Origin of the sequence: Pseudomonas sp. 43(2021) (assembly GCF_017490805.1) — a bacterium.
Classification (GTDB): domain Bacteria; phylum Pseudomonadota; class Gammaproteobacteria; order Pseudomonadales; family Pseudomonadaceae; genus Aquipseudomonas.
Genome location: NZ_JAFGYJ010000007.1, coordinates 59,454 through 77,242, shown reverse-complemented (window position 1 = coordinate 77,242; position 17,789 = coordinate 59,454). Strand labels below are relative to the sequence as shown.

Genomic DNA, 17,789 nt, shown 5'->3' with positions numbered 1-17,789 from the left:
TGAATGTTACAAACCTGCCACGACCGGCCCTCTGAATGCTGGCGCAATACCTGTAGGAGCGGGCATGCCCGCGAACACCGGCGAAGCCGGTGCCATACACCGAGTTGCCGGCTTCGCGGGCATGCCCGCTCCCACAGGTATTGCGCAGGCTTCTAAAACTTTGGGCAAGCCTCAACCAGGGCATGCGCAGGCTTTTAGATGGCCTCGAGCTTGGCGTACCCCAGCATCAACCATTTGCTGCCCTCGGCAAAATTCACCTGCACCCGCGCCTGGGCGCCGGAGCCCTCGAAGTTGAGGATCACACCTTCGCCGAACACCGCATGCTGCACACGCTGGCCCAGGTTGAACGCGGTCTGCGGAATGCTGGCATTGGCGAACAGGTTGCTGTTCGTGGCCGTCTTGGCCCCGCCGAACGGGCGGCTGACACTGTTGGACAGACGCACCTCCTGAATCAGGCCCGTCGGAATTTCGCGTACGAAACGTGACACCTTGTTGTAGGTTTCGCTGCCATACAGGCGACGCGTTTCGGCGTAGGTCATGACCAGCTGGCGCATGGCGCGGGTGATGCCCACATAAGCCAGGCGGCGTTCCTCTTCCAGGCGGCCGGGCTCTTCCAGGCTCATCTTGTGCGGGAACAGGCCTTCTTCCATGCCCACCAGGAACACATACGGGAACTCCAGGCCCTTGGCGCTGTGCAAGGTCATCAGCTGGACGCTGTCTTCGTGCTCGTCGGCCTGGGCATCACCTGCCTCGAGCGAGGCGTGGCCGAGGAACGCCGAGAGTGGCGAGAGGTCGGCGTCTTCGTCGGTGGACTCGAAGTTGCGCGCTGCGCTGACCAGTTCCTCAAGGTTTTCTACCCGTGCCTGGCCCTTTTCACCCTTTTCTTCCTGGTGATAGATGATCAGCCCGGACTGCTCGATGGTGGTCTGGGTCATGGTATGCAGTGGCATGTCCACGACCTTGGCAGCCAACCCCTCGATAAGCTCGATGAACGCACCCAGGGCACTGGCGGCGCGGCCTTTCAGGGCCTTGGCAGCGAGCAACTGGCACATGGCCTCCCACATCGACAGCTGGCTGTGGCGGGCGTGCTCGCGGATGGCTTCGACGGTTTTCTCGCCAATGCCACGTGGCGGTACGTTGATCACCCGCTCCAGGGCGGCATCGTTGCCACGGCCTTCGATCAGGCGCAGGTAAGCCATGGCGTTCTTGATTTCGGCGCGCTCGAAGAAGCGCTGGCCACCGTAGATGCGGTAGGGGATGCGCTCGCGCAGCAGGGCTTCTTCCAGCACCCGTGACTGGGCGTTGGAACGGTACAGGATGGCGATCTCGTTGCGCGCATTGCCCTGCTTGACCAGGCTCTCGATGGTTTCCACCACGTAGCGCGCTTCGTCGTGCTCGTTGTAGGCCGCGTACAGGGTCAGCGGCTCTCCTTCGCCCATGTCGGTCCACAGCTCCTTGCCCAGGCGCCCGCTGTTGTTGGCGATCAGCGCGTTGGCTGCCTTGAGGATGCCGCCGGTGGAGCGGTAGTTCTGCTCCAGGCGGATCATTTCGGCGTCGGGGAAGTCGGCAGTGTACTGGTGGATGTTCTCGATCTTGGCGCCGCGCCAGCCGTAGATCGACTGGTCGTCATCACCCACCGCCATCAGGCTGTCACCGCCGCGCGCCAGCAGGCGCAGCCAGGCGTACTGCACGGCGTTGGTATCCTGGAACTCGTCCACCAGCACGTGGCGGAAGCGCCGCTGGTAGTGCTCCAGCAGGCCCGGGTGGTCGCGCCACAGGTCCAGACCGCGCAGCAGCAACTCGGAGAAGTCGATGACCCCGGCGCGCTCGCAGGCCTGCTCGTACGCGGTATATACGTCGCGCATGGTCGACAGGAACAGGTCGCCCCCGGCCTGGATATGCTGCGGGCGCAGGCCTTCGTCCTTTTGCCCGTTGATGAACCACTGGGCCTGGCGTGCCGGCCATTTCTGCTCGTCCAGGCCCAGCTCGCGCATCACCCGCTTGATCAGGCGCTGCTGGTCGTCGCTGTCGAGGATCTGGAAGTTCTGCACCAGCCGTGCTTCCTGCCAGTGGGCCCGCAGCAGGCGATGGGCCAGGCCGTGGAAGGTGCCGACCCACATGCCCGCCGGGTTGATGCCCAGCAGTTGCTCGATCCGCTGGCGCATTTCTGCCGCGGCCTTGTTGGTGAAGGTCACCGACAGGATCGAGTGTGGCGATGCCTGCTCCACCTGGATCAGCCAGGCAATGCGGTGCACCAGCACGCGGGTTTTACCGGAACCGGCGCCAGCAAGCACCAGTTGACGCCCGAGCGTGGCCGCTACGGCCTGGCGTTGGGCATCGTTGAGGGAATTCAGCAGGAGGGAGAGGTCGTCTGTGTGCATCGGGCCATTCTAGGGCGCGGCAGGAAATGGGGCAAACTTCTACTGTATGAATATTCACCTGCCACATGCCCGTTCATCGAGCCGATGGCAGGTGCCAGGTCGCCGCTCGGGCGACCTGGCCGTCAGCGGCTCAGTCGACCGTCTCTATGTTGCGTATTTCGCAGCGCTGCGAACCGTCGCCATGAATGATTTCCACGGTTTTCCAGGGCGTGCCGCCTGCACGTTCGAACACCACGGTTTTTTCCGTCACCACCTGCGGGGTGATTGCGCCGCTATCCTGCAGTTGAAGCTCCAGCACCTCCCAGCCGCCCTTGTGGCGCACCTTGGGTTCGACCAGCACCGGTTCGATGGCCGGGCAGCCGACCATAACGGTGCCGTGAACCCTGAAAACCTGCTCGCCGTTGGCGATGTCATTGATTGCAACGAGGTTGGCGATAGTAGCCATTGTCTGCTCCTGTCTCGGGTTGAAAGTAGCGCCAGTGCGCGGGGGCTACTTTCTGCCCTTTCACCTGCCACAGGAGCAGGGCAGTGCTTCAGCTATGCCAGTGCCTGCCATGCCTGGCGAGCAGGCTGTTGGCTTGCTCCGGCCCGTTGCTGCCTGCCGGGTACGGTCGCGGCGCCTGGAAGTGCTCTTCACAGCCCTTGATGATCGGGTCGATCCAGGCCCAGGCCGCTTCCACTTCATCGCGGCGCATGAACAGCGTCGAGTCGCCCTCCAGCACATCCAGCAGCAGCCGCTCGTAGGCTTCCCAGCGGCGGGTCTGGCTGAACACCTGGGCCAGGTTCAGGTCCAGGTCCACCGGCTCCAGGCGCATGCCTTTGCCCGGGCTCTTGGTCATCATGCGCAGGCTGATGCGTTCGTCCGGTTGCAGCTGGATCAGCAACTGGTTGACCTGGCCACCCTTGAACAGCTCGTGGGGCACTGGCTTGAACTGGATGACGATCTGCGATGAGCGCCGTGCCATGCGCTTGCCGGTGCGCAGGTAGAAGGGCACGCCCGCCCAGCGCCAATTGTCGATGTGCGCCTCGATGGCGATGAAGGTTTCGGTGTCGCTGTCGTTGTCGACGTCCTTTTCGAAGTAATAGGCCGGCACGTCCTGGCCGCCGATGTACCCGGCGCCATACTGGCCGCGTACGGTCTTGTCCTGAACGTCCTGGCCAGTGATGGGTTTGAGGGCCCGCAGGATCTTCACTTTTTCGTCACGCACCGCTTCGGCCTCGAACTGTGCGGGGGGCTCCATGGCCACCAGGCATAGCAGCTGTAGCAGGTGGTTCTGCAGCATGTCGCGGGTCGCCCCGGCGCGGTCGTAGTAGGCGCCGCGGTTCTCTACTCCCAGGGTCTCGCAAACGCTGATCTGCACGTGGTCGACCTGGTTGTTGCGCCATACCGGCTCCAGCAGCGCGTTGGCAAAGCGCAGGGCCATCAGGTTCTGCACGGTTTCCTTGCCCAGGTAGTGGTCGATGCGGAATACCTGGTTTTCCTCCAGCACTGCGCCAATCGCTTCGTTGATGGCGGTAGCCGATTCCAGCGAGTGGCCGATCGGCTTTTCCAGCACGATGCGCGCTTCGGCGTCGGCCAGGCCGGCGTTATGCAGGTGTTTGGCAATCGGCACGAACAGGTTGGGGGCGGTGGCCAGGTAGAAGATGCGCGTCAAGCCGCCGGGCTCGCCCAGGTAGCGTGCCAGGCGGCCGAAGTCGGCGCTTTGCGAAGCATCCATGGCGAAATAGTCGATCCGCGCGGAAAACCGCTGCCAGACCTCTTCTTCGAAATCGTTGCGGGCGATCTGTGCCCGGCAATGGCGCTCGGCGAGCTTGAGATAATCGTTACGTGGCAGGTTGCGGCGCGCCAGCGCGATGATCCGCACGGCAGGGTCAAGACGGGCCTCGCGAAACAGGTGGTAGAGCGCCGGAAGCAATTTGTGCAGGGCCAGATCGCCGGTGCCACCGAAGACCAGAATGTCGCAAGGAATAGTCAAACCACCACTCTCCACGTTCGTTTAACTGGGCGGGTTGGCGTCCATGTAGTATAACTACAAGAAAGCTACAACCCGGCCAGCCGATCATAACCGAGTCCAGCCCGTGAATCTGTTGCAACATATCGCCCAATCGCGCCACCTGCTGCGCAAATCGGAACTGAAAGTGGCCGACCACGTGCTACTCGACCCGGCTGCCGTCATGCACAGTTCCATGGCCGACCTGGCGCACAGCGTGGGTATCAGCGAACCGACCATCGTGCGTTTCTGCCGCGCGATCGGTTGCTCGGGCTTCCAGGACTTGAAGCTGAAGCTGGCGCAGAGCCTGGCCGCGGGGGCCAGTTTCGGTCAGTTCGCCATCCATGAAGACGATTCGGTCGCCGACTACAGCCTGAAGATCTTCGACACCACGCTGCATACCCTGATGGAAGTGCGCGAGCACCTCGACCCGCAAGCGCTGCAGCAGGCGGTGACCGCCATGGCCCAGGCGCAGCGTGTGGAGTTCTATGGCTTTGGTGCTTCCGGTGCGGTGGCGGCCGATGCCCAGCACAAGTTCTTCCGTCTGCTGCTCAGCGCGGCAGCCTATTCCGACCCGCACATGCAGGCGATGTCGGCGGTGACCCTGAAGCCGGGCGATGTGGCAGTGTGCATTTCCCAGTCGGGCCGTTCCAAGGACTTGCTGATCACCGCCAACCTGGTCCGTGAGAGCGGTGCCAACCTGATTACCCTGTGCCCCAGCCAGACACCGCTGGCAGAGCTGTCGACGGTCAACCTGGCGATCGACGTGCATGAAGACACCGAAATCTATACCCCGCTGACCTCGCGTATCGCCCACCTGGTGGTGATCGACGTGCTGGCCATGGGCGTGGCCATGGCGCGCGGGCCGAGCCTGGTCAACCACCTGAAGAGCGTGAAGCGCAGCTTGCGCAGCCTGCGTTTGTCGCCCAAGTCGATCAAGGCTACCGACGACTGATTGTCGTTGCCTGTGCCGGCCCTTTCGCGGGTGAACCCGCTCCCACAGGTACTGCACCGTCCTGAGGCTGGTGAGCACCTGTGGGAGCGGGTTTACCCGCGAAGAGGCCGGCACAGGTGCTATAAATTTCACTGTTTTGTCACCATTCCACAGCCAAACCGTAAACCATCAAGGCCAGTCTGAAACTCCCGCATCCTATCAGGGAGACAGGCAATGGCTCGTGACTTCGACGGTACGTACCAACCCAGCGCCAAGGCTCGCAAGCAGCAGGAAAAAGATCAGCGCCGCATGGAATACCGCCGCGCGATCGAAAGCTATTGCGACCAACGTCAACTGCTCCGCGACCTGGTGGACTACCCCGAGTTGCAAGAGCTCACGGTCTGGCAGGTGTCGGCGGCAACTTCCCCGAAAAACGCTCAACCAGCGCGCTGATCAACGCACGTTCGCTGCGGATGAACGCCAGAAAGGCCAAGGCTACCGGCGACTGCCGTTTGGCCTTGGACTGCACCACGCACCAGCTGCGGTACAGCGGCAGTTCCTCCACCGGCAGCTCCTTCAGCACACCGGTGGCCAGCTCCAGGTTGACCGCATGGCGGGTCAGCAGGGCAATGCCCAGGCCGGCGATCACGCACTCGCGCTGGGCGTCGGCCGAGGCCACTTCCAGGGTCTGGGTGAAGTGCACGCGTTTGTCCTTGAAGTATTCCTCGCAAGCCTTGCGCGTGCCTGAACCTTGTTCGCGGACCAGCAGGGTATGAGGCTCCAGGTCCTGCAGGCGCAGCTGTTCCAGCTTGCACAGCGGGTGCTCGGGCGGCGCCACAGCGATGATCGGGTTGTTGAGGAACGGCAGGAACTCCAGCCCCATGTCCTGCGGCACCATGGACATGATGATGAGGTCGTCGCGATTGTCCGACAGGCGGCGGATGGCCTGGGCCCGGTTGACCACAGTCAGGGTCAGGTTGACCTCCGGGTGACGCTGCTTGAAGGCCGCGAACAGGTGTGGCACGAAGTACTTGGCACTGGACTCGATTGCCAGTTTCAACTGCCCCTGCAGTGAACCCTGCATGTCCGACAGCTGCATGTCCAGGCTCTCCAGGCGCCCGAAGATATCGCGACTGGCGCGTTGCAGGGCCTCGGCAGCTTCGGTCAGGTAGAGCTTCTTGCCCACGTACTCGAACAGAGGCTGGCCGATCAGTTCTTCGAGCTGGCGGATTTGTAGACTAACGGCGGGTTGCGTCAGCGCCATCTCTTCCGCCGCACGGCTGTACGAACGCAAATCGCACACCTCGTTGAAGATCTGCAATTGACGCAAAGTCATACGCATCAAGGACTTACGCATTTTTATCCGCCCTTCGGCAACACCTTGTTACCGCACTATAAGCTTTTGCTAATACAGCCCCTAACAAATATTGATTTTTGTTTATCAACCTACAGCGCTAGGGTGAATGTGCGACTGGCCAGCAACGTCTGGTCACGCGCCGACCGGGAGAACCGGCTCGACTGTTCCTACGGCTTTGGGAAGACTCCAGTGATAAAAAAAATCCTGATCGCCAACCGAGGTGAAATTGCAGTTCGGATCGTGCGTGCTTGCGCCGAGATGGGCATTCGCTCGGTAGCGATCTATTCCGACGCCGACCGCCACGCCTTGCACGTCAAGCGCGCCGACGAAGCCCACAGCATTGGTGCCGAGCCGCTGGCCGGTTACCTGAACCCGCGCAAGCTGGTGAACCTGGCTGTGGAAACCGGCTGTGATGCCCTGCACCCGGGTTATGGTTTCCTGTCGGAAAACGCTGAACTGGCGGAGATCTGCGCCGAGCGCGGTATCAAGTTCATCGGCCCGGCCGCCGATGTCATTCGCCGCATGGGCGACAAGACAGAAGCGCGCCGCACCATGATCGCCGCCGGTGTGCCGGTAACCCCGGGCACCGAAGGCAACGTTGCCGATATTCACGAAGCCCTGAGCGAAGGTGACCGCATCGGTTACCCGGTCATGCTCAAGGCCACCTCGGGTGGTGGTGGCCGTGGTATTCGCCGTTGCAACAGCCGCGAAGAACTGGAACAGAACTTCCCCCGCGTCATCTCCGAGGCTACCAAGGCCTTTGGTTCCGCGGAAGTGTTCCTGGAAAAGTGCATCGTCAACCCCAAGCACATCGAGGCGCAGATCCTGGGTGACAGCTTTGGCAACGTCGTACACCTGTTCGAGCGCGACTGCTCGATCCAGCGCCGCAACCAGAAGCTCATCGAAATCGCCCCGAGCCCCCAGCTCACCCCTGAACAGCGCGCCTACATCGGCGACCTGGCGGTGCGTGCGGCCAAGGCGGTGAACTACGAGAACGCCGGTACCGTGGAGTTCCTGCTCGCCGATGGCGAGGTGTACTTCATGGAAATGAACACCCGGGTGCAGGTGGAGCACACCATCACCGAGGAAATCACCGGTATCGACATCGTCCGTGAGCAGATCCGCATTGCCTCGGGCCTGCCGCTGTCGGTCAAGCAGGAAGATATCCAGCACCGCGGTTACGCGCTGCAGTTCCGCATCAACGCCGAAGACCCGAAGAACAACTTCCTGCCCAGCTTCGGCAAGATCACCCGTTACTACGCCCCCGGTGGCCCTGGCGTGCGTACCGACACGGCGATCTACACCGGCTACACCATTCCGCCGTTCTACGACTCCATGTGCCTGAAACTGGTGGTGTGGGCGTTGACCTGGGAAGAAGCCATGGACCGCGGCCTGCGTGCCCTGGACGACATGCGCGTGCAAGGGGTGAAGACCACCGCCGCGTACTACCAGGAAATCCTGCGCAATCCGGAATTCCGTAGCGGCCAGTTCAACACCAGCTTCGTCGAAAGCCACCCGGAACTGACCAACTACTCGATCAAGCGCAAACCCGAAGAGCTGGCCTTGGCCATCGCCGCCGCCATCGCCGCCCACGCAGGCCTGTGAGGAACCCCATAATGTCCAAGAAAATTCACGTAACCGACACGATCCTGCGCGACGCCCACCAGTCCCTGCTGGCCACCCGCATGCGTACCGAAGACATGCTGCCGATCTGCGACAAGCTCGACAAAGTCGGCTACTGGTCGCTGGAAGTCTGGGGTGGCGCCACCTTCGACGCCTGCGTGCGCTTCCTCAAGGAAGACCCGTGGGAGCGCCTGCGCAAGCTGCGCGCGGCGCTGCCCAACACCCGCCTGCAAATGCTGCTGCGCGGCCAGAACCTGCTGGGCTACCGTCACTACAGCGACGACGTGGTCAAGGCCTTCGTCGCCAAGGCCGCGGTCAACGGTATCGATGTGTTCCGCATCTTCGACGCGATGAACGACGTGCGTAACCTGCGCGTGGCCATTGAAGCGGTCAAGGCCGCCGGCAAGCACGCCCAGGGTACCATCGCCTACACCACCAGCCCCGTGCACACCATCGACGCCTTTGTTAACCAGGCCAAGCAGATGGAAGCCATGGGTTGCGACTCGATCGCGATCAAGGACATGGCCGGCCTGCTGACCCCGTTCGCTACTGGCGAACTGGTCAAGGCACTGAAGGCCGAGCAGTCGCTGCCGGTGTTCATCCACTCCCATGACACTGCCGGCCTGGCCGCCATGTGCCAGCTCAAGGCTGTGGAAAACGGTGCCGATCACATCGACACCGCCATCTCCAGCTTCGCCTGGGGCACCAGCCACCCGGGTACCGAGTCGATGGTTGCCGCGCTCAAGGGCAGCGAATTCGACACCGGCCTGGACCTGGAGCTGCTGCAGGAAATCGGCCTGTACTTCTATGCCGTGCGCAAGAAGTACCACCAGTTCGAAAGCGAGTTCACTGCCGTGGACACCCGCGTGCAGGTCAACCAGGTGCCGGGCGGCATGATTTCCAACCTGGCCAACCAGCTCAAGGAGCAGGGCGCCCTCAACCGCATGAATGAAGTGCTGGCAGAGATCCCGCGCGTGCGTGAAGACCTCGGCTTCCCGCCGCTGGTGACCCCGACTTCGCAGATCGTCGGCACCCAGGCGTTCTTCAACGTGCTGGCCGGTGAGCGCTACAAGACCATCACCAACGAGGTGAAGCTGTACCTGCAAGGCGGTTACGGCAAGGCCCCGGGCGTGGTCAACGAGCAGCTGCGCCGTCAGGCGATCGGCAGCGAAGAAGTGATCGACGTACGCCCGGCCGACCTGCTGAAGCCGGAAATGGCCAAGCTGCGTGCCGACATCGGCTCCCTGGCCCGTTGCGAAGAAGACGTGCTGACCTTCGCCATGTTCCCGGACATTGGCCGCAAGTTCCTCGAAGAACGCGAAGCCGGCACCCTGACCCCTGAAGTCCTGCTGCCAATTCCTGAAGCCGGCGCAGTGGCGTCCCATAGCGGCGAAGGCGTACCGACCGAGTTCGTCATCGACGTGCACGGCGAAACCTACCGCGTCGACATCACCGGCGTGGGCGTGAAGGCTGAAGGCAAGCGCCACTTCTACCTGTCCATCGACGGCATGCCGGAAGAAGTGGTGTTCGAGCCGCTCAACGAATTCGTCGGCGGCGGCAGCAGCAAGCGCAAGCAGGCCAGCGCCCCGGGCCATGTCAGCACCACCATGCCAGGCAACATCGTCGATGTGCTGGTCAAGGAAGGCGACATGGTCAAGACCGGCCAGGCCGTGCTGATCACCGAAGCCATGAAGATGGAGACCGAAGTGCAGGCGGGTATCGCCGGCAAGGTCGTGGCCATCCACGTGGCCAAGGGCGACCGTGTGACACCGGGCGAAATCCTGATCGAGATCGAAGGCTGAGATAAGCCTTCATCTACAAGCGGTTAACCTCTGGGGAGCGGAATGCTCCCCTTTTTTTATGGAACGATATGCAATTTAATGCAGATTATAGGCGCAAAAGCCGCCATATCTGCACTAAAATGCATAAACTGGGTGTGGTTCAGAAATACATCTGCACTATACTGCAGGCTGACGGCTGAGGCTGATCGAAGATATGCAGTAAATTGCAGGTGGCCAATGTACCGACTCACGCTCCAATTACATGACCAAGGTAAATGGCATGATGCTATTGCCATCGCCTTCGCCGAACCGGAAAGAAGCCTCTCCAGCCCTTGCAAGTTCGGATACACATCCAACTACGTCAAGGCCAATCTGCATGCTTACGACAGCCTGTTCAGCCTGGCGGCCAGTGCCAAGCTCCCGGTGGACTTTGGCTCTCATCGTCTACCGCATGCTCCTGCATTCCTTTACGACATAGCGCCTGCAGGGGCTGCGAAGCGTTTTCTGCTGAGGCATATCGGTCGTGAAAGACCGGCAGGCATGGGGGAAGACTTGTTTCTGCTAGGGCGCTCCACCCCAGCTCCGATTGGCAATATGCGCATCAGGGAGTCGGCTGAATTACTGGACCTTGCGGACCCCATCGGTTTTGCTCGCCAGGACGTCATCGTTCGCGATCAGCGTTTTCTGGAGTACGCCTACGAGCAGGGCGCGGCCATAGGTGGCGCGACAGGCGCCGGTGGAGAGGCGCCAAAGCTGCTGATGACCGAAGATGAAAACGGCCAGCTTTACCCGGACGCGGTGCTTGCGGATGAGGGGGCCTGTCGCCATTGGTTCATCAAGTTCGCCAGGCACCCGGCCTTGGCCGATGATCAGGAGATCCTGCGGGCCGAGTACCTCTATTACAGGGCGTTGCAGCAGCTTGGCATCGAGACGGTGGCCAGTGAACACATGGCGCTGGAAGAGGGAGCCAAGCCCAGCCTGTGGATGGAACGCTTCGACCGTCAGGTTACCGATCAGGGAGTACAGCGGTTTGCCGTGGAATCGATGTATTCCTTGTGTGGTGTAACCGAACCCGGTAGCCGGATGGGGCATTTGGAGGTGATCGAGACGCTCGTTGGCTTGTGGAAGATGGCCGGGCAGGGTAAAGAGGTGCCTGATCTGATCGCGGATTACCTGCGGCGCGACCTGATCAACAAGATCCTGGGTAACGCCGATAATCATGGACGCAATACAGCGATCATTCGTACCCGCGACACGGTGCGTCTTGCACCCATTTACGACTTGGCACCGATGGTGATGGATCAGGAGGGTGTAACCAGAACGACGAAGTGGCCCGCTTTGATCGAAAGAGCAGGCGAAATCGACTGGCACGCAGCCTGTGTTGCGCTGGCCGAATTCATCGATCCGGATGAGGCTTACCAGCGTCTGCGCCAGGAGGCCCGGCACCTATTGGCATTGCCCGATATCTTGTCCGGCCTTGGGCTCCCGGAGGCAGTGATGAATCACCCGGCGATTGCGCTGGGCAAGCTTGAGCGCCGGATGGCGGAGTGGGGGTTGGCATGACGGTTTCCATCGATGCCCGAGGTCTGATGATCGATGGCGTGCGCGAAGGTATTGCCGACGGCACAATCGAGTTGGGTACTGCTGTTCGCCGCCTGCGCGTAGAAGTAGCAAAGATGCAGCAGACCCAGTTTGCGCTGATGTGCAAGATTTCCGTGCGAACGCTCATTCAGATCGAGCAGGGGGACGGTAACCCCACGCTCAAATCGTTGAACGCAGTATTCAAACCGTTCGGTTTGCAGATGGGCGTCGTCAGGCGTGTGAGCCCGATCAGATAACCGGGCTTGCACCGATCGCGGGCCTGCCGGCCCGTGATCGGTTATGCCGATCCCCCCCTACGGCAGTCCTCAAGTGTCCGCACCTGGCCTTGCGGCCGCTGGTTCTCTTCACTCAACCAGCGCTCGAACGCGGCCGCCAGCGCCGGCCACTCATCATCGGTAATCGAATACCACGCCGTATCCCGATTGTGGTCCTTCACCACCAGGTGCTTGCGGAAAACTCCCTCGAACACAAAGCCAAACCGCTCCGCGGCACGCCTGGAGCGGGCGTTGGCGTTGTTGCACTTCCACTCCAGCCGGCGGTTGCCCAGTTCGAAGGCCGCCTTGCCCAGCAGGTACACCGCCTCGGTGCTCTTGGGCGTGCGCTGCATGGCGGCGCCGAAGGCGACGTGGCCGATTTCGATGCGGCCGTGGTCGGGCACGATCGACATCAGGCTGAGGATGCCCTGGGCCTGGCCGCTGGGGCGGTCGATCACGGTGTAGAACAGCGGGTCGCGGCCGGCGGCGTTGCCTTCCAGCCAGCGATCGAAGGCGGCACGTTCGGCGAACGGGCCATAGGGCAGGTAGTCCCACAGCAGCGGGTCGGCAGCCGGGCCTTGCAGCGCCTCCCAGAGGTCGTCGCCATGGCGCGCCGGGTCGAGCTTTTCCAGGCGGATGAAGCGGCCGTCGATGGGCTCGGCCTTGGGTGCTGCAGCGGGTTTCCAGTTCAATACGTCGGTCATGTTCGGCTTAGAACTCTTTGCGGAATTGAATGAAGCCCGAGCGCTCGGCAACCTGCTGGTACAGGCTGATGGCGGTGGCGTTGGTCTCGTGGGTCACCCAGTACACCTTGCTGCAGTTGTCGGCCTTGGCTCTGGCGTAGACGTGCTCGATCAGCTGGCGGCCAATTCCCAGGCCGCGCTGCGCGCTGTCCACGTACAGGTCCTGCAGGTAGCAGGCGTTGCCGATGCTCCAGTTGGAACGATGGTAGATGAAGTTGACCATGCCCACCGCCTTGCCATCGACCCAGGCCAGGGCTGAATGGGTCGGTTCACTCGGGTCGAGCAGGCGTTGCCAGGTGCTGAGGCTGACCTCTTCGGCCAGTTCGGATTCATAAAAATGCAAGTAGGCCTGCCACAGGGCGTGCCAGGCAGCGTGATCTTCGGGGGTGACAGGACGCAGGGTAACGCTGGACATGGGCTGTTCCTTCAGAGTTGGCGCATATGCGCCGCGAGTTGGTTATCCAGGTAATCGGGGCTGGCGCTCAGGCCTTCACGCACGCCGGCAATGTCTTGCTCAGAGCGGTTCTGGCTGAGCTTGCGCGCGCCTTGCAGGCGAGCGATGGGCAGGCGGATGCCGACGATGGCGCGGAGCATGCCGTCGAGGTAGTCACGCGGGGCGTCGGTGACTTTCCACGGTTCGCTGCGGCCTTGTTCGTGGCGCTCGGTGAGGCGACTGACAATGGCCAGCAGAGGCTCGGCGTCGTGGATCACTTCTGCCGGGCCATAGGCGTGCACGGCCAGGTAGTTCCAGGTTGGCACCACCTTGGGGTTGTCGGCCTTGCTCGGGTAGTAGCCGGGGCTGACATAGGCATCGGCGCCGGGAAACACCAGCAGGGCTTCGCCACCTTGCTCCAGGTCGTGCCACTGGCGGTTGACCCGCGCCAGGTGGGCATAGACGGTGCCGAATTCGCCTTCGGCGATATCGACCAGCACCGGCAGGTGCGTGGCCAGCAGGCCTTGCTCGCCCTGGCTGACCAGGATGGCCAGTCGGGTGTCGAGCATGTGCTGGTGCAGACGCCCGAGGTCGTGTTCCTGATGGGGTTTGCTGTTGTACATGCTCGGTTTCCTTGTGCGATGGCGCCATCCTAGGCAGGCTATTGGTTCATAGTAAGATCCATTCAAAGCTGATTTCATAGGTCCAATGCCATGAGCGAGCGCCCCCTCGTATTGCCTTTCGACCCTGCCGGGATCGCCCTCGATCGCCGCCGCGGGCTCAGCCAGCAGTTGTACCAGGCGCTGCGTGCGCGGGTGCTGGACGGGCGCCTGAGCAGTGGCACGCGGCTGCCGGCCACCCGAGATCTGGCTGCCATGCTGGCGCTGTCACGCAACAGCGTGGTGCGGGCCTATGACCAGCTGTATGCGGAGGGCTACATCGAAAGCCGGGTAGGCGACGGCACCTATGTCAGCCAGCTACCGAAACTTTCCGCCGCAAAACTATCCACACAAGTATCCACAGGGTTATCCCGGCTGTTATCAACAGACTTATCCACATTTCCTTCCGAAAATACTGAGGATTTATCCAGCAGCCGACGTACCAGTGAGCCTTTGCTGCGCCTGAAAAGTAACCATTTGCCGCCGCCAAGAAGCGGTGCACCGCGTGCTTTTCGCGTCGGTATTCCGGCGTTCGATCTGTTCCCGTTCGACGTCTGGGCCAAGCTGCAGGCGGGTTTCTGGCGCAACCCGGCTCCGGCGCAATTGGGCTATGGCGACCCGGCAGGAGAGCCGCTGCTGCGCGAACTGATCGCGGCCTACCTGCGTCGCTCGCGTGGACTGACTTGTACGGCTGAACAAATTGTGATCACCAGTGGTGCGCAGCAGGCCATCAGCCTTTGTGCACAGTTGCTGTTGCAGCCGGGCGACGGCGTGGCTGTGGAAAACCCGGGTTACCGCGCAGCTGGGCATGCCTTTGCGCTGGCCGGTGGCAGGTTGCATGGCGTGCCAGTGGACGAGGACGGCATGGACTGTCGCCGGCTCGGGCAGCTGGCGGATTGCCGGCTGGTCTATGTCACGCCGGCCCACCAGTACCCGACCGGGGTGACCATGAGCCTGGCGCGACGCCTGGAATTGCTGGCCTGGGCCGAGCGCAGCGATGGCTGGATCATCGAAGACGACTACGACGGCGAATACCGTTACAGCGGTGCGCCCTTGGCCCCGCTTGCTGCGCTCGACCGCCACGGGCGGGTGCTGTACGTCGGTACCTTCGGCAAGATCGCCTTTCCGGCGTTGCGCCTGGGCTACCTGGTATTGCCGGCGCAACTGGCGCAGGCGTTCAGCCAGGCCAGGGCGCTGGCGGTGCGGCATTCGGAGGTCAGTAGCCAGTGCGTGATGGCCGAGTTCATGGCACGGGGGCATTTCCAGCGGCATATCCGGCGCATGCGCAAGGCGGCGTTGAGCCGGCGAAATGTGCTCAAGGCCGGCTGGCCTGTGGATATTCCGGGGTTGGGCGGCATGCCGGAAGTGGCGGCCGGGCTGCATGTGAAAGTCGATGTGGATAACTTTGCGCGGGAGCAGGAACTGGTGGCCAAGGCTGAAGCGGTGGGGGTGGAGGTGACGCCGCTGAGCAATTTCTGGCTGGCGGACAGCGAGGTACCTGTGGATAAAAGGGCAGGGCTGGTGCTGGGGTTTGCGGCGGTGCCGGAGGGGGAGATTGCCGAGGCGTTGATGAAATTGCGCAAGGCTTGGCGGCCTATTCGCGGGTAAACCCGCTCCCACAGGTACAGCGCTGGCCTTGAGTGTGGCGCAGATCCTGTGGGAGCGGGCGTGCCCGCGAAGCAGGCGACTCAGGTACCGGACTTGATCCGCGTCCAGGCCCGGGTCCGCGCCCGCTCTGCATCTCGCGCCAGGGGCTTGAGGGTATACAGCTTGGCCATCGCCTCCGCCGTCGGGTACAGGTTGGGGTTGTTGCGAATCGCCGGGCTCACCTTGTCGGTCGCATCCTTGTTCGGGTTCGGGTAGCCGACAAAGTCGCTGATCGGTGCAATTACCTCGGGCTGCAGCAGGTAGTTGATGAATGCATGGGCATCTTCCGGGTTGGCCGCGTTCTTCGGAATCGCCAGCATGTCGAACCAGATCGGCGCACCTTCCTTGGGCAGGCGCATGTCCACCACCACGCCATTCTTCGCATCGCGGGCGCGGTTGGCGGCCTGCGAGAAGCTGCCGCTGTAGCCCACAGCCACGCAGATATCGCCATTGGCGATGTCGGCCATGTATTTCGAGGAATGGAAGTAGGTGATGTGCGGGCGGATCTTCAGCATCAGCGCTTCGGCTTTCTTGTAATCAGCCGGCTTGTCGCTGTTCGGTGGCAGGCCCAGGTACTGCAATGCCAGTGGCAGAATCTCCGAGGGCGAGTCGAGCAGGGCCACGCCGCACTGCTTGAGCTTGGCGATGTTCTCTTCCTTGAAGATCAGATCCCAGCTGTCCACCGGGGCGTTGTCGCCGAGCGCAGCTTTGACCTTGGCCGGGTTGAAGCCGATCAGTACGGTGCCGTACATGTAGGGCACGGCAAACTTGTTGCCGGGGTCGTTGGCCTCGATCAGCTTCATCAGTGCCGGGTCCAGGTGCTGCCAGTTCGGCAGCTTGCTGCGGTCAAGCGGCTGGAACACCCCCGCTTCGATCTGCTTGGCGAGGAACACGTTGGACGGCACCACCACGTCATACCCGGAGTTGCCGGTCAGCAGCTTGGCTTCCAGCGCCTCGTTGGTGTCGAAGATGTCATACACCAGCTTCACCCCGCTGTCCTTCTTGAACTCGGTGAGGGTTTGCGGGGTGATGTAGTCGAACCAGTTGTACACCCGCAGGGTGCGCTGTTCGGCCTGGGCCTGCAGGGCACCGGTGAACAGGCTCGCGGCGATGAACGGGGCGAGCAGGCGCTTGAGTCGGACCATTATCGGGCTCCTGGCTGGGCGCGCTGGAAGCCTTCCAGCACATTGACTGCGTTGATACCGATTTCTTCCACAGCGTAGCCGCCTTCCATCACGAACAGGGTCGGCTTGCCGAGCCGGGCGATGCGCTTGCCCATTTCCAGGTAGTCCGGGCTGTCCAGCTTGAACTGCGAGATCGGGTCGTCCTTGAAGGTGTCGACGCCCAGGGAGATCACCAGCACGTCGGCGTCATAGGCGGCGATACGCTGGCAAGCGTCCTCCAGGGCGTCGCTCCAGGCGGCCCAGTCGCTGCCGGCCGGCAGTGGGTAGTTGATGTTGCAGCCTTGGCCGGCACCCTCGCCGGTTTCGTCGGCATAGCCGAGGAAGAACGGGAACTCGTCGCGCGGATCGCCGTGGATCGAGGCGAAGAACACATCGTTGCGGTTGTAGAAGATGTCCTGGGTGCCGTTGCCGTGATGGTAATCGACGTCGAGGATGGCGACCTTGCGCCGGCCCTGGTCGAGGAAGGCCTGGGCGGCGATGGCGGCGTTGTTCAGGTAGCAATAGCCGCCCATGACTTCGCCAGCCGCGTGGTGCCCTGGCGGGCGGCACAGGGCAAAGGCGGAATGTGCGCCTTGCTGAATCGCCGCCTGGGCGGTGAGGGCGACCTGGGCGGCACTGTAGGCGGCCTGCCAGGTGCCGGCGGTGATCGGTGCACCGGCATCGAAGCTGTAATAACCCAGTTCACCGTGCAGGCCGGTGGGTTTTACCTGGCGCAGGGTGCGTGCGGGCCAGGTGAACGGCAGCAGGTCGCCTTCCTGGCCCAGTGCGGCCCAGCGCGCCCAGGCGCCTTCGAAGAAGTTCAGGTAATCGGCGCTGTGGATGCGCAGCAAAGGGGCGCGGCCGAAGTCGGTGGGGCCCTGGATGTCGCCGAGGTTGCGCTTTTTGACCTGGTCGAGCACATGGTCGGCGCGTGACGGCATTTCGAAGCAGGGCATCAGCTTGCCGTCGATCAGCTCGCAGCGGCCGTGGTGCAGGCGGTGGTCATCGGAATAGATCGTCAGCATTGTTGTTCTCCGGTGGGTACTGGCGTGGGTCCATTTTCATGGGCGGGCCAGTGGGGGAGAACGACGCAAGTGGCCAAAAGGGGATCGATGTGGCCAAGCTCTTTTGGCTGGATTGTTGGTGGCCTGTACCGGACCTTTCGCGGGTGAACCCGCTCCCACAGGTACAGTGTTGCACCTGAGTGGGTGCAATCCCTGT

The 17,789-nt window shown here is 62.4% G+C and carries 16 protein-coding genes; 7 read left to right on the top strand and 9 right to left on the bottom strand.

Annotated features, from left to right (window positions below; all coding sequences use genetic code 11):
- Positions 1–194: 194 nt before the first annotated feature.
- The 3 genes from uvrD to zwf all read right to left on the bottom strand — a co-directional run bounded on the left by uvrD (position 195) and on the right by zwf (position 4,357).
- On the bottom strand, positions 195–2,381 hold the full coding sequence (uvrD, locus tag J5M71_RS08145) for a DNA helicase II (RefSeq protein ID WP_207831373.1): 2,187 nt from the start codon (positions 2,379–2,381) through the stop codon (positions 195–197).
- Positions 2,382–2,511: 130 nt separating this feature from the next.
- A complete protein-coding gene (locus J5M71_RS08140; protein WP_063912274.1) occupies positions 2,512–2,826 on the bottom strand; it encodes a hypothetical protein in 315 nt (104 codons plus the stop codon).
- A gap of 88 nt (positions 2,827–2,914) precedes the next feature.
- A complete protein-coding gene (gene zwf, locus J5M71_RS08135; RefSeq protein ID WP_207831372.1) occupies positions 2,915–4,357 on the bottom strand; it encodes a glucose-6-phosphate dehydrogenase in 1,443 nt (480 codons plus the stop codon).
- Positions 4,358–4,460: 103 nt separating this feature from the next.
- Between zwf and hexR the strand changes: the two genes are divergently transcribed.
- Both hexR and J5M71_RS08125 read left to right on the top strand, forming a co-directional pair.
- On the top strand, positions 4,461–5,327 hold the full coding sequence (gene hexR / locus J5M71_RS08130) for a transcriptional regulator HexR (RefSeq protein WP_011536461.1): 867 nt from the start codon (positions 4,461–4,463) through the stop codon (positions 5,325–5,327).
- 213 nt (positions 5,328–5,540) lie between these two features.
- The gene (locus J5M71_RS08125) at positions 5,541–5,759 is read left to right on the top strand and encodes a hypothetical protein (protein ID WP_082888281.1); all 219 of its coding nucleotides are present in this window, start codon (positions 5,541–5,543) and stop codon (positions 5,757–5,759) included.
- On the opposite strand, the gene J5M71_RS08120 is transcribed toward J5M71_RS08125, so the two are convergent.
- A complete protein-coding gene (locus J5M71_RS08120) occupies positions 5,701–6,663 on the bottom strand; it encodes a LysR family transcriptional regulator (protein WP_272493160.1) in 963 nt (320 codons plus the stop codon). The genes J5M71_RS08125 and J5M71_RS08120 overlap by 59 nt on opposite strands.
- Before the next feature lie 189 nt (positions 6,664–6,852).
- On the opposite strand from J5M71_RS08120, the gene J5M71_RS08115 reads away from it, so the two are divergent.
- From J5M71_RS08115 to J5M71_RS08100, 4 genes are all read left to right on the top strand, one after another.
- Positions 6,853–8,268, top strand: a complete 1,416-nt coding sequence (locus J5M71_RS08115; protein ID WP_016712746.1) for an acetyl-CoA carboxylase biotin carboxylase subunit — start codon at positions 6,853–6,855, stop codon at positions 8,266–8,268.
- A gap of 11 nt (positions 8,269–8,279) precedes the next feature.
- Positions 8,280–10,088: a sodium-extruding oxaloacetate decarboxylase subunit alpha gene (gene oadA, locus J5M71_RS08110; RefSeq protein WP_207831370.1), complete on the top strand. Its 1,809-nt coding sequence runs from the start codon at positions 8,280–8,282 to the stop codon at positions 10,086–10,088.
- 216 nt (positions 10,089–10,304) lie between these two features.
- Positions 10,305–11,630, top strand: coding sequence for a HipA domain-containing protein (locus J5M71_RS08105; RefSeq protein WP_207831368.1), 1,326 nt, complete (start codon positions 10,305–10,307; stop codon positions 11,628–11,630).
- Positions 11,627–11,905: a helix-turn-helix transcriptional regulator gene (locus J5M71_RS08100; RefSeq protein WP_063912269.1), complete on the top strand. Its 279-nt coding sequence runs from the start codon at positions 11,627–11,629 to the stop codon at positions 11,903–11,905. Before J5M71_RS08105 ends, J5M71_RS08100 begins: the two co-directional genes overlap by 4 nt.
- A gap of 41 nt (positions 11,906–11,946) precedes the next feature.
- On the opposite strand, the gene J5M71_RS08095 is transcribed toward J5M71_RS08100, so the two are convergent.
- From J5M71_RS08095 to J5M71_RS08085, 3 genes are read right to left on the bottom strand one after another with little or no spacing between them, the layout of a single operon-like run.
- The gene (locus J5M71_RS08095) at positions 11,947–12,627 is read right to left on the bottom strand and encodes a GNAT family protein (RefSeq protein WP_207831366.1); all 681 of its coding nucleotides are present in this window, start codon (positions 12,625–12,627) and stop codon (positions 11,947–11,949) included.
- Positions 12,628–12,634: 7 nt separating this feature from the next.
- Positions 12,635–13,081 carry a GNAT family N-acetyltransferase gene (locus J5M71_RS08090; protein ID WP_063912267.1) on the bottom strand — a complete coding sequence of 149 codons (447 nt, stop codon included), beginning with the start codon at positions 13,079–13,081 and terminating at the stop codon, positions 12,635–12,637.
- An 11-nt stretch (positions 13,082–13,092) separates the two neighbouring features.
- Positions 13,093–13,722, bottom strand: a complete 630-nt coding sequence (locus tag J5M71_RS08085; protein WP_207831363.1) for an FMN-binding negative transcriptional regulator — start codon at positions 13,720–13,722, stop codon at positions 13,093–13,095.
- Positions 13,723–13,812: 90 nt separating this feature from the next.
- On the opposite strand from J5M71_RS08085, the gene J5M71_RS08080 reads away from it, so the two are divergent.
- Positions 13,813–15,366 (top strand): PLP-dependent aminotransferase family protein, encoded by a 1,554-nt coding sequence (locus J5M71_RS08080; protein WP_207831361.1) that lies wholly within the window; start codon positions 13,813–13,815, stop codon positions 15,364–15,366.
- 80 nt (positions 15,367–15,446) lie between these two features.
- On the opposite strand, the gene J5M71_RS08075 is transcribed toward J5M71_RS08080, so the two are convergent.
- Positions 15,447–16,550: a polyamine ABC transporter substrate-binding protein gene (locus J5M71_RS08075; protein WP_207831359.1), complete on the bottom strand. Its 1,104-nt coding sequence runs from the start codon at positions 16,548–16,550 to the stop codon at positions 15,447–15,449.
- Positions 16,550–17,593, bottom strand: a complete 1,044-nt coding sequence (locus J5M71_RS08070; protein ID WP_063912263.1) for a histone deacetylase family protein — start codon at positions 17,591–17,593, stop codon at positions 16,550–16,552. The genes J5M71_RS08075 and J5M71_RS08070 overlap by 1 nt, the downstream gene beginning before the upstream one ends.
- Positions 17,594–17,789 lie beyond the last annotated feature (196 nt).